We start from the raw sequence: 11,814 nt of genomic DNA on the forward strand, positions 1-11,814 counted from the left end.
CGCGTCAATCGAGCAGACGTGGTCTGGCGTCGATAAGAAATATGCGCACGACACTGCGTGTGCTTTGCGATTTGCTGCGGAATAGCCCGCCGATCAATGGCAGATCGCCCAGCAGCGGAATTTTGCTTTTGCCCTGGACGTGCTCGTTTTGCACAAAGCCGCCCAGCAACAGAGCCTGGCCGACATTCAGTGTGGCCTGGGTGGCGATTTCGGCGTTCTGTATCTGCGGCAGTTGTTCACTCCCGCCGATGGCTGGTGCCTGTCGGCCATCCTGGATGTTGAGCGTGAGCAGTACCTTGTCTTGTGTGCCTTCGTCGTGGATCAGGCGGGGCGTCACGCGCATCAGCGAGCCGGCTGCTACCGAGGCGAGCTGTGTATTTTCCTTGCTAGAGAGCTTGGTGTAGAAAGTGATGTTACGGTCGAGAATGGCTTGCACGTTGTCCAGCGTGACGACCGACGGGCGAGAGACGATGGTAGCCTTGGATTGTTCGGCGAGCGCGTTGATGCGCGCCATGAAGCCACTGCTGTTGGATACCACGGACGAGAAGCTGTCCGAGTCCAGGCCGCCGCCGCTATTGAAGCTGACCTGACCGCCGCCGATGCGAGTGGACCCTGACCAGTTGACGCCCAGTGCTTGGATATCTGCTGCATCCACATCGATGATGGCGACCGAGATTTCGATGAGGGCCGGACGCTTGTCGAGCTTGCTGATCAGCTCGCTATACAGGGGCATGTTCTTCTTGCGGTCGCGGATCAGTACCGCGTTTTGCAAGGTGTCCGCCGAAAAGGACGGCAAGCCGCTGGTGTCCTTGGGATCCGCTGTTTTGTCGTCGGGTAACGGTAAGGCGTGCCCCTGTGCCATGTCGCGCAGCACCGACACGACACCGGGCACCACCACATTTTGGTTGCGGTAGGCATAGTTGGTATCGGCGGCGCTGGCGTATTTGAGTGGGTAGAGCGCGATCGTTTCCTTGTTTTGTTCCTGATTGAGGTTCTGCACATCGAGCTGCTTGGCCAGTTCGCCGACGCGGGTCAGGCAAATGGGCACGCCGGTCACCTGGATCGCATTGGCGCTGCCGACCGGCAGCAGGTGACAGGCCTTGTCGTCGAGCAGTTTGCTCTGCAGGATGAGTCGTTCCAACTGGGGTGTGTCGATGTAGCTGGGTGTAATCAGTGTCTGGCTGACTTCCTGCGCCTTGTACACGTACAGCGTGTTGCCGTCGTAATAAGGTAGCAACTGGTAGAGCCGGCTCAGCTCACGCAGTGCGTAGCCGGGGGGGGTATCTTGTAACGTTCCCGCGTAGTGTTCGGTGATCTGGGGGCTGACCACCACGGGCAGGCCGTAATTGGCGCCCAGGTCTTTCAGCACGGCGGCGAGGGGATTGCCACGGCTGGACACAAAGAAGGGTTCGCCCCGCCACGGGATCGGTTTGCCCCATACGGACTGGCACGCGAACAGAAAGATCGAGGCTATCAATAAAGCAGGTAGGCGCATTACGCGTATTTCACAGATAAGGGGGGGGAGGGGGAGGCATTCACGGGAGGGACGGCGAGTAAGGCCGCCAGCGTTTGCTGCTGTTTGATTAGCAGGTCCAGTTCGGAGGCAAGCAGCCGCTCGGGATAGCGGCGCAGGAGCCACAGCCGGTTGTCTGCGCTATACACCGAGTCGTCACAGGCTTCGGGTGTGGTGGCGAGCAGCAGACAGGCTTCGGCGGCCTGTGCCAAGGGGCGGTCCAGCGTCAACGCCACGGTCAGTCCAGTCACAAAATAGCGGGCACGGATGAGTCGTTGGCCAAGCTGGCCGCTCAGCACGCGGCCGCTGTTCGAGCAGACGGGCTGCTCGATACGTTGTGCCAGCCAATTGAAGGCGCCGGAGGGGTCGAGTCGACGATCAACGAGACGGTTCATGCCGCCATAGTGCCTATCATCGGCGGGTACCCCAATCCGGCCTACACCTGAGCTTATAATGATTACGTGATGGTCACGATTACGTAGGATTTTCCGACATGAGCCTTGCTACTGGTGCTGTGTTGCGTGTACTGATCGTGGAAGACCATTCCCTGCTGATCGATGGTCTGCGCCATCTGCTAAGACGGCAACCCCGCTACGAAGTGGTCGGTGCCGTATCCAGCGGGCTAGACGTTTATAAGGCTTGCCAGGACCTGTCGCCGGATATAGTGCTGCTCGACCTGGGGTTGCCAGGCATGGATGGCATCGATGTGATCCGTCAGTTGCGAAAACGGTGGACCCAATTGCGCATTGTGGTTGTCACGGCCGCAGCAGAAGAGTGGCGTGGTCAGGAGGCGCGGGAGGCCGGCGCCATGGCCTATGTGCTCAAACAGAGTCCGCAACAGGTATTGCTGGCCGCACTGCAGCACGCGGCACTTGGCAAGCCATATATCGATCCTGCCCTGCGGCTGAATTCGCTGGAGCCGTCATCGAGCCCCGCGAACAACGAGGTGCCATTGACGTTGCGGGAGCGTCAGGTGCTCAAGCTGGTGGCGGAGGGCCACAGCAATCGCGATGTTGCCGAGTTGCTGTCGATCAGCCTGAAGACGGTGGAAACACACCGCCTCAACTTGATGCGCAAACTGGATGCACACAAAGCCACCGAGCTCACCCATTGGGCTCGCAGGCTGGGGCTGATCTAGGGCAACACTGAATAAGTATCGCCCTAGACAAGCCGCCCGTTACGATATCCCAGTCGTTTCGGATGACAGTGCGGTGGCTTTGATGAGCACTCGCACGGACGTCCATTCCTCCCTGGCGGACAGATCACCGGCCTGCAACCGTTGTTCACAATGTGCAGCGGTTTCGTACAGGAAGTCCAGGCCCGCTTGCCCGGCAATGCCTTTGAAGGCGTGCAACCATTCCAGGCTGGTTTCGCATTCGCCCCGCATCAAGGCGATGTCGATACGCGTGTGGTAATCGAGCAGTAATGCACGTACGCGCGTCATCAGTGCTTGATCGTTGCCAAGCATCGGTTGTTCCGCACCGGTATTGGGCATCAGTTCCACGCCGCGCATCAATTGCAGGTCGGCGGCGTATTCGATCGCCTGTGCTAGGGTCGCTGGCATGACCGGTTTGGTGAGATATTCGTTGAATCCCTCGGTCATCAGGCGTTCGCGTTCCGCAGGCTGCGAATTGGCGGTCAAGGCGATGATCGGACAGTCAGGGTCGAGCATGCCATTGTCCTCAGAGCGCCAGCGGGCGGTGGTTTCGCTACCGCTCAGGCCGGGCATACGTATGTCCATCAGCACCAGGTCGAATATGTGCGTGCGCCCCAGTGCCAGGGCAGTTTCGCCGTCGACGGCTTCGAACGTGCGATGGCCTTGTTGTTGCAGCATACGGCCGATGATGTTGCGGTTGGTGTCGATGTCGTCCACGATCAGCACTTGCAATGACCAGGCGGACATCGGCAGTGTATCGGACGAGGCACTCTGAGCGGTTTGGTGAGGATCGAGCCGCATGCGCAATCGCGCCGGCAAGTAAGCCAGTTCGGGCGAAGCCAGCGTGGCATTCTCGCCGTCGTATGGTACATAGCCCCACGCTTTCAATTGATTGTGCAGGCGCAAAGGCGCAGCTATGGCCGTGCCGGGCACCTGGTTGGCAGGTTGTGTCGCACCGCCGGTAGGCAATTCCAATTGAAAATGCGCCCCGATTTCGCTGCGCAGCAAGCGCAGATCGCCACCCAGTAGTTGTGCCAGGCTGCGGGCAATGGGCAACCCCAGGCCGCTGCCGGGAACGTAAGTGTCGAGCTGGCTGAAGGCTGCGAATACCTTGTGTTCGTCCTCGGGTGCAACGCCAGGGCCGGTGTCGGTGACATCAAAATAGAGATGTTTGTCATCGCTCCACGCGTACAGCTTGACTTTGCCGGAGGGAGAGAATTTGACCGCGTTGCCGAGCAGGTTGATCAGAATTTGGCGCAACCGCAGGCCATCGGTATGCAGCATCGAGGGGAATTCGGTCGTGACCAGCGTGGTCAACTGAAGATGCTTGTTCAGAGCGGGCGCCTGCACGGTGAGCATGGCCTGGTCGATGATGTCCAGCGGGTCGAACAGGTTTTGAGACACCACCATCTGCCCCGATTCGATGCGCGAAAAGTCAAGCAGATTGTTGATGATCTCCAGCAGGTGGCCCGAACATTTCACCGCCGTGTCGATCAGATCGGACTGGTTGTCATCACAAGGCGTCTTGCGCAATAACACTAGCGCCCCGACCAGGCCGTTCAGTGGCGTGCGTATTTCATGACTGATGCTGGTGATCTGTTCGCTCTTGCTGGAACTGGCTTGTTCGGCTTGGCGCTTAGCAGCGTCGAGTGCGATGGTGCGCTCAGCCACCTTCGCTTCCAGTTCAGTGTAATGGGCTTGCACGACATCGAGCAGATGATTGTAAGCAAGGGCGATCTGCCCCAATTCGTCGGGCCGGTGTTCTGGCAGACGCGCCAGTTTCTGGTGAGGACCAATGACACGCACGAATGTTTTCAGCGTGCGTCCTAGGCTGTATCGGAGTACGAAATAGAACAAGCCGACCAAGATCACGAAAGCAAGCAGGGCCAGTGGTACGCGCTTTTTCAGCATCAGCTGTGCCTGATTGGTGATGCGCTCGGCGGGATAAACCTCTACCAATCGCCAGCCTATAGGGTTGACGACATTGCAAAAGAAACGCACGTTGCCAATGCGTTCCGAGAAGGGTGTGATGCAGTCGGGTATGCGAGCCAGCATGTCAGGGCTGACCAATGGCGAAAGTGGGGTAAGCGGCTGGCCGTGTCCGTCGAGCCAGAATAGCTGCGCCTGTTGAGATGCGCCAAGCGGGTAAACGAACGAGGGCAACGCCACTGTCATGCCGATGGTCGCGTCGGTGTGCGAATCGACGGCACCCACCGTCAGTTGCCATTGGCCGTTGTGGCTAAACCTGGGGCGTCCCCACTTCAATCCATTCACTGATGGAATCGAATTCAGTTGCTGAATGGATGCGACTTCAAATTGCAGATTCTTGTCGTTGCCTAACGTGTGGTGCAACGCGGTGCCCGAGTTCAGCAGGACGAAGCTATTGACAATGTTGCCGATGCCGCTGATGCCGTATGCTTCGGCCACGGCCACGGCACGCGCAAGTTGTTCGGGCGCGACAGGTGCGGCGCCGGGCGTAGGTATGAATTCGGATGTGAGATAGTGCCGGCCTTCCTTTATCGGAGTCTGTTGGCTGGCTTGCCAGTGACGCAGCAGCGTATTCACGTCATGGGCGGCTTTTCGCAGATTGTGGCTTTGGGTTCCCTCCAAGCTCTGCGCTTGGAGCTGGAGTCGTTGAACCAGCGCGTCGCGTGTATCGCGGTACACAATGCAAAAAGTAAAGATTGTTGTCGCCAGCCAGGCCAGAAAGGTCGCCGCACTGAGCACCACGCTAAGCCGGAACGACAGGGAGTGCCTTAAGGGTAACGGTGTCATACGGGGCTTTACTGAAGATTGGATGTGTCGTTGACGTTGGTTTGCGCGGAATCGGCTCCACTGCTCATCAGCAATTGCGCCAGTTTGCCTAGGTCATTCCAGCGGGAAGTGCTGGCCGACGCTGTTCGCGCAGTGGCTGTCATGGTTTTCGGCACGGACCATTCCTGACCAACGCCGCCACCTTTCAGCCGGGTGTAATAAGCGAGCACTCGCTGCACATAGGCCTGCGTTTCCGGATACGGTGGTACGGTATTGCCGTTACGCAGCACGGCATTTTCACCCGCATTGTAACCAGCGAGCACCAGATTGAGCTGCCCCCCGAAGCGTTGCTGCAGTGCTTGCAGATACGCAGCGCCGGCTTCGAGATTTTCGCGTGGCTGATAGAGCTCCGTTTTACCGAAGCGTTGCGCCGTGGCAGGCATCAGCTGCATCAACCCCACGGCGCCCTTGCTCGACAGGGCGCGCTCGTTGTACGCAGACTCGACATGGATGACGGCGTGCATCAGCATGGGGTCAATGTTGTACTGTTTGGCGATATCAGCAATGAGCGGTGCATAGCGATGGGAGCCGGCGCTGAAGGGGGCCGTTGGAGCAGGCGCCTGCGATGGTGATTGTAGCGCTGCCGCGGCAGCTGCGGGCGGTGTCGGCAGGGATGCTGGCTGAAGCGCTGGCTGAGGCGCCGCGGGGGTCGGCTGAGCAGCCGTGGACGGGTCCGCCACGCGATACCAGACCAGGCCGTCAGCATGGGCCAATGGTACGAGGAGTATGCCCAGCGCGACCGATGTAGCCAGCATCGCATGGCGAACGATGGTCCTAAGCTTCAGCATCGTCGTCTTCGCCTTCGTCTTGCTGCGCTAGTTGTTTCTGGATCATGCCCAGCACTTGCGCGACCGGTTCGAGCAAGGATTCCGGTATATAGTCGCCAGGCTGGGTATAACGGATAAGAGCGCGGGCAAGCGGGATATGCTCAACGACCGGAATGCCATGGGCTTCGGCCAGGGCCACAATATGCAGCGCGCGAGCACCGCGTCCGTACTCCAAGACCATCGGCAAAGGTGTTTCTTCCGCGGCATAGTGCAGACAGACGGCTATATGCGTGGGATTGCGCACCACCACCGACGATTTGGCCACTTTGCCGGCAAGGCTTCCGCTCTGCACCTCCCTATGCATTTCGCGGCGGCGGTGCTTGATTTCCGGGTTGCCTTCGGAATTCTTGTACTCCTGCTTGATATCCTCGCGCGACATCATCAACTGCTTCATCGTCTGGCGATGCTGCACGGCGTAGTCGGCGATGGAGAACACCGCCGTCACGGCAAGCAGTATCATCCACATCCATTGCGCCAATTGCACGCACACCGCCATGCCAGTGACGATCGGCGCTTGTGGCAGGTGAGCGAAGGAGGCAGCGTAGCGCTTGATGAGGTAGGCAAAGGTAAGGCCAAGCACGCTGACCTTGAAAAGCATCTTGACCAGATCGAACAGGCTTCGCATGGAAAACATGTTCTTGAGGTTGCTGATCGGATTGATTTTGTCGGCGGATACCTTCAATGCACCCGGTGCAAACAGAAAGCCGGTTTGCAACATGCCTATCAGGGTAATGGACACCACCAGAATGCCAGCCAGTGTGAAGATGAAATGCATCATCAGTAGGGCGATTCGGCCAGTAATCTGGTTCATGGCCGTGTGCAGTGGCAGGTTCACGGCGTCGAGGGTGGCCGTTATGGTGTCCGTCAGTCCTTGCTGCAGCGACGGTCCAGTGGCGATGAGCCACAGCAAGATCACCCCGATCTGCACGGTGGCATTGATCTCTTGGCTCTTGGCGACCTGTCCTTTCTCGCGCGCGTCACGCAGCTTTTTCGCAGTGGGTTTTTCGGTCTTTTCGCTCATCGGCTGGGCTCTAAAAAGCGTATGATGCCGCCGTCGAAATGCGCCAGCCGATGGGTAATGTTGGAAAAGCCGAACTGCATGCCGATGATCAGCATCAGCACGGTGACCGCGCTCTTGATCGGCATCGACAGTAAAAACACGTTGAGCTGCGACACGGAACGATTGATCAGACCTAGCGCAAGGTCCACCAGTACGATCATCACTAGCGCTGGCATGGCGAAGCCCAGCGCCAGGGTGTAGAGCGTCTGCCACTCACTGGACAGGAACGGCACGAATTGTTTGCTCCAATGCCAGCCCGCACCGGGCGGTAACTGCACATAGGATTGGTACAGCGCGCTCAGCAGCGCATGAAAGCCGCCTAACAGGAAGAACATGACGATCGTAAGATGCGAAAACAGCGCACCCAGCGGCGACGATTGTCCGCCGAGTAGCGGATTGAGCACGCCTGCCATCGAGGCGCCACGCAGGGTGTCCAGTGCGAAACCCGCGGCGTCGACGGCCCAGAACGGGATGGCTGCCGAAAAGCCGAGCAGTACGCCGATGCCTAGCTCGCGCGTCAAGATCATGATGTAGGCCCCGCTGGAAACCATCGGGTTGGGGATATCCATCGTCGCCAACAAGGGCAGCACCGGAATGGTGGCGACGAGTGCCAAGGCGTTGCGTGCCAGCGTTCCTCCGAGCGTGGACGAAGAAAACGCGGGTACCAGCAACATGGCGCCGAGTGGGCGCATCATCGCTATGCCCAAGAGCGGCCACCAACGGTTAAGTTCCTCCACTTCAGCTGCCCATCTGCGAAATAAGGTCGAAGCTTTGGTTCGTGTAGCGAAGCAACATACCGCCCATCCAGTGATAAGTCGCAACCAGCGTGATACATGCGGCTACCAGCTTGAGCAGGAACGGCACGGTCTGATCCTGCACCTGGGTCAACGCCTGTACTAGGCTGACCAGCAGACCAACGACCGATGCGACCACCACGATCGGCAGCGACAACAGCAGCACCAGCCACAACAGCTCGCTGGCAAGATGGATGATGAGAGCCTCGCCCATGTCGCGCTCCTCAGTGGTAGGACAGCAATAGCTGCCCCAGCAGACGGTCCCAGCCGCTGATCAGCACAAACACCAGCAGCTTGAAAGGCATCGAGATGGTCATCGGCGACACCATCATCATGCCCATCGCCAGCAGTATGTTCGACACAATCAGGTCGATGGCGATAAAGGGCAGAAACAGCAGCAACCCGATCTTGAATGCTTCGACCAGTTGACTGACAGCAAAGGCGGGCATCAGCATCAGCAAGGAATCGTCGCTGATGCGGTCGCGGTCGCTGGCAGGCCAGTTCTTTTGTGCGACATCGCGGAAAAAGCGGATCTGCGCCGGCGCGGTGTGCTTTTTCAGGAACTCCCGGTACGGGTCGAGCGTATTGTCGTTGAGTCGCGCAAGGATGCTGGCGTCAGCCGTAGTCGGTGCAGCTTGAAGCTTGTCCTGCACCGACATCGCCACTGGCGCCATGATAAAAAGGGAAAGAATCAGCGCCAGCCCATAAAGCGCGATATTCGGCGGAATCTGCTGGATGCCGAGCGCATTGCGCAGCAGTGAAAACACGATGCTGATCTTAAGGAACGAGGTTCCAATCACAATCAGTAGCGGAAGCAGTGACAGAATGACGAGCAGGGGGATGATCTGGGCAGGTTGGTAGGCCGATGCCATAGCCTATATCTCAGAGTGAGGAAGTAGCTCTATTGTCAGCATCGATCCATGGTGAGCCCATCCGGTCTACACCTTAACAGGCGGTTGAGAAAGGTGTCTTCGCTGGCAGGCAATAGATCACTCAGGTGTTTACCCGATGCCAGGCCATTCGCTATAGAGTCATAGTGCGTGCACTTACATGGCGCATGTAAGTGTTGCTTATTCACGTAAGTGTACTTACTCAGCACACTTTGCATGATCTTGAATTTAATAAAGGGTCAAAGAGAGTCAAGATGGAAATCTCAGGTAGTACGGGCTCATACAGCAGAATGGTCCAAGATGGTCAGAATAATCAATCCGTATCGCGCGAAGAAGCGCGGAAGATATTTTCGGATATTAGTAGCGATGATTCTAATTCGAATTCGCGTTTAGATGGATTAAAAGCCCTTGCATTGATGGATGATAGGTTTCTAAAGGAAACCTACATAGCAAAGATCAACCGCCTGTCTTGTGAACAAAAGCAGCTTCTTCCGATTCCTGAACTTATCCAAGAAATGACTAAGCATGACCCGGAGAGTGAAAGGCACCAGAAGATGGTTGATTTTGTGAACCATCTCGATCTGACTGGCGTGACTTTCGAAAACACCAATTTTAGCGGATTGTTCATAAAGGGACTTAAGCTTTCCAATATTCGCCTGACGAATCCAGACTTTCATGGCGCAAAGCTATCTGAATGTCAATTTCAAAATGTTGTGATGGATAACGCAAACTTTCAAGACACACGGCTATCTGAATGTCAATTTCAGAATGTTGTGATGGATAAGGCAAATTTTCTTTGTGCCAGTCTCACCAACACCCACATGATAGATAGCTCTTTATTGAATGCGAACATGCAGTATACAATACAGAGCAATAACACATACGAGTGCTGCCCTATGGAGGGCACAGATTTTGGCAGATCCATTTTCACGGACGTAGATTTAGCATCATCCCAAATTGAGGGTTGTGACTTTGAATATGTTCGATGTCATGGCAATGTGAAGTTGCCGCCGGATATAGGCCTTACAACTCAAGACGCAGTAATAGACCTCACATCTCTAGAGGACTTAATGGACATGGCATTGACGGATGATGGGGATCAAAAGCAAGCCTGTATAGCAGGTATCAACAACCTATCTTGTGAACAAAAGCACCTTCTTCCGATTCCCGAACTTATCCAAAAATTGGCTTCGTATGACCCGGATAGTCCAGAGTGCCAGAAGATAGTTGATTTTGTGAACAGTCTTGACCTGACTGGTGTGACTTTCGAAAACGCCGATTTTAGCGAATTGTTCATAAAGGACCTTAAGCTTTCCAATGTCTGCCTGACAAATTCAGACTTTCATAACGCAACACTAATTGATTGTGAATTTAATAATGTTGTGATGGATTATGTGGACTTTAATGGCGCAGAGCTAACTCATTGTGAATTCCAGGATGTTTCGATGAATTATGCAGACTTTAATATGGCTGCTCTCACCAAGATCCACATGGAGGATTGCTTTTTATTCAGTGCGAACATGTGTGAGACACAGCAGGAAAATAACATATACAAGCGTTGCGATATGCGTGGCACAAATTTTTCCGATTCCATTTTCGTAGACGGAGATTTATCATTATCCCCCCGTACTGCGGGATGTAACTTTCAAGGCGTTCGATTTTGGGGTGACGTGAAGCTTCCTCCGCCATCAAGAACCCGCGAGGAACAGTTTGCGGATATAGAAAATTCCAAAGAATCTGACATGGTCGAGAAACCAAGTTACGAAGTCCATTCCTTCGTTAATCGCCAAAAGGCTGTCACGGGTGAAGAATCAGACTTCGAGTCAGACTTCGAGTCAGACTTCGAGTCAGACCGTGAGTTAGGCCGTGAGTTAGGCCGTGAGTCAGACCGTGAGTCGGGCCGTGAGTCAGGCCGTGAGAGGAATACGGCCAAATCGGTTTCTTTTGCTTCGACGGGCTCATACCTGAAGCTCGACGTAGATAGCGAGGGCGCCACCGTGAAGGGGCAAGAGGCAAATATATCGATAAGTAACGAAGACAAGCATGGAAAAGCGCTGTCGTAAGTGCGAAAGTAGCGACACAGTATGCATGTCAGTGTTTGAGCCATCCATACGCGCTCCATTCTTTGCTCAATGATTCATGATTCGTTGTGAGGTTCAGTTTCCGTCGCAGCCATTGCAGCGGGAGCGGGCGACGCTGAAGGCTGATCTTGCCCGGAATTGAATCGCTTATGGCAACGCTGAAAAGTGCCTGCAAGTAGCAAAATAAGCCTTCCTCCACCCGTGCCTGGCTTATGAAACAGCAAGCGCTATCGATGGGTGTTGATCAGGCGGCGGCATTCGAAAAATGCCGCCGCCTGATCTTGTGAGATGTGTTCTTGGAAACGATAGAGCGACTCGTGCCGCGGGCAGAGCTATCCTCCGTTACCAACGGCGGTCGATGACAAAATCTGCGCGGCAGCCGCGATCCACCCAGATGCCGTCGTGCGACCAACCCCAGCTTCGGCCTTGCCGGCAATCTGCACTGGAGCGTTGGTTGACCATGCGGACCGAATCATCGCGGTGCAGCTCCACCGGACAAAATTGGCGATTGCCGCCGTGGCTTTCGCAACGCACTTGTCCCTGTCGTGACGGATGGTCCCAACCAGGCCTGCCCCAATCAGACCCCCTGTCTCCGTAGGAGGGGCGGTCGTATGCCGGGGCGAATTGCCCCCGACAACCGTTATTCACCCAGATGCTGTGGTGATCGAATCCCCATGTC

Annotated in this window: 10 protein-coding genes; 2 read left to right on the forward strand and 8 right to left on the reverse strand. The window is 56.0% G+C overall.

All coding sequences use genetic code 11. The features are described from left to right. Positions 1-4: 4 nt before the first annotated feature. Positions 5-1,495, reverse strand: coding sequence for an EscC/YscC/HrcC family type III secretion system outer membrane ring protein (locus EO087_RS13240; RefSeq protein WP_128899278.1), 1,491 nt, complete (start codon positions 1,493-1,495; stop codon positions 5-7). Then, a complete protein-coding gene (locus EO087_RS13245; protein ID WP_128899279.1) occupies positions 1,495-1,908 on the reverse strand; it encodes a protein EsaB in 414 nt (137 codons plus the stop codon). Before EO087_RS13245 ends, EO087_RS13240 begins: the two co-directional genes overlap by 1 nt. A gap of 98 nt (positions 1,909-2,006) precedes the next feature. Between EO087_RS13245 and EO087_RS13250 the strand changes: the two genes are divergently transcribed. Next, positions 2,007-2,651, forward strand: coding sequence for a two component system response regulator (locus tag EO087_RS13250; protein ID WP_128899280.1), 645 nt, complete (start codon positions 2,007-2,009; stop codon positions 2,649-2,651). Between the two features lie 39 nt (positions 2,652-2,690). Here EO087_RS13250 and EO087_RS13255 read toward each other — a convergent pair whose 3' ends face one another. Genes EO087_RS13255 through sctR form a run of 6 tightly spaced genes read right to left on the reverse strand, consistent with a single transcriptional unit; the run spans position 2,691 to position 9,036 of the window. Then, positions 2,691-5,444, reverse strand: a complete 2,754-nt coding sequence (locus tag EO087_RS13255) for a two component system sensor kinase (RefSeq protein ID WP_128899281.1) — start codon at positions 5,442-5,444, stop codon at positions 2,691-2,693. A gap of 8 nt (positions 5,445-5,452) precedes the next feature. Further along, complete coding sequence (locus tag EO087_RS13260; RefSeq protein WP_205744370.1) at positions 5,453-6,271, reverse strand: lytic transglycosylase domain-containing protein; 819 nt, start codon at positions 6,269-6,271, stop codon at positions 5,453-5,455. Continuing rightward, positions 6,258-7,331, reverse strand: coding sequence for an EscU/YscU/HrcU family type III secretion system export apparatus switch protein (locus EO087_RS13265; protein ID WP_128899282.1), 1,074 nt, complete (start codon positions 7,329-7,331; stop codon positions 6,258-6,260). The genes EO087_RS13260 and EO087_RS13265 overlap by 14 nt, the downstream gene beginning before the upstream one ends. Next, positions 7,328-8,065: a type III secretion system export apparatus subunit SctT gene (sctT, locus tag EO087_RS13270; protein ID WP_205744371.1), complete on the reverse strand. Its 738-nt coding sequence runs from the start codon at positions 8,063-8,065 to the stop codon at positions 7,328-7,330. The genes EO087_RS13265 and sctT overlap by 4 nt, the downstream gene beginning before the upstream one ends. A gap of 43 nt (positions 8,066-8,108) precedes the next feature. Next, positions 8,109-8,378: a type III secretion system export apparatus subunit SctS gene (gene sctS / locus EO087_RS13275; protein WP_128899284.1), complete on the reverse strand. Its 270-nt coding sequence runs from the start codon at positions 8,376-8,378 to the stop codon at positions 8,109-8,111. 10 nt (positions 8,379-8,388) lie between these two features. Continuing rightward, a complete protein-coding gene (gene sctR / locus EO087_RS13280; RefSeq protein WP_128899285.1) occupies positions 8,389-9,036 on the reverse strand; it encodes a type III secretion system export apparatus subunit SctR in 648 nt (215 codons plus the stop codon). Positions 9,037-9,308: 272 nt separating this feature from the next. Here sctR and EO087_RS13285 point away from each other — a divergent pair, with 272 nt between their 5' ends. Then, a complete protein-coding gene (locus EO087_RS13285; RefSeq protein ID WP_128899286.1) occupies positions 9,309-11,117 on the forward strand; it encodes a pentapeptide repeat-containing protein in 1,809 nt (602 codons plus the stop codon). Positions 11,118-11,814 lie beyond the last annotated feature (697 nt).

The organism is Dyella sp. M7H15-1 (assembly GCF_004114615.1).
GTDB lineage: Bacteria > Pseudomonadota > Gammaproteobacteria > Xanthomonadales > Rhodanobacteraceae > Dyella_B.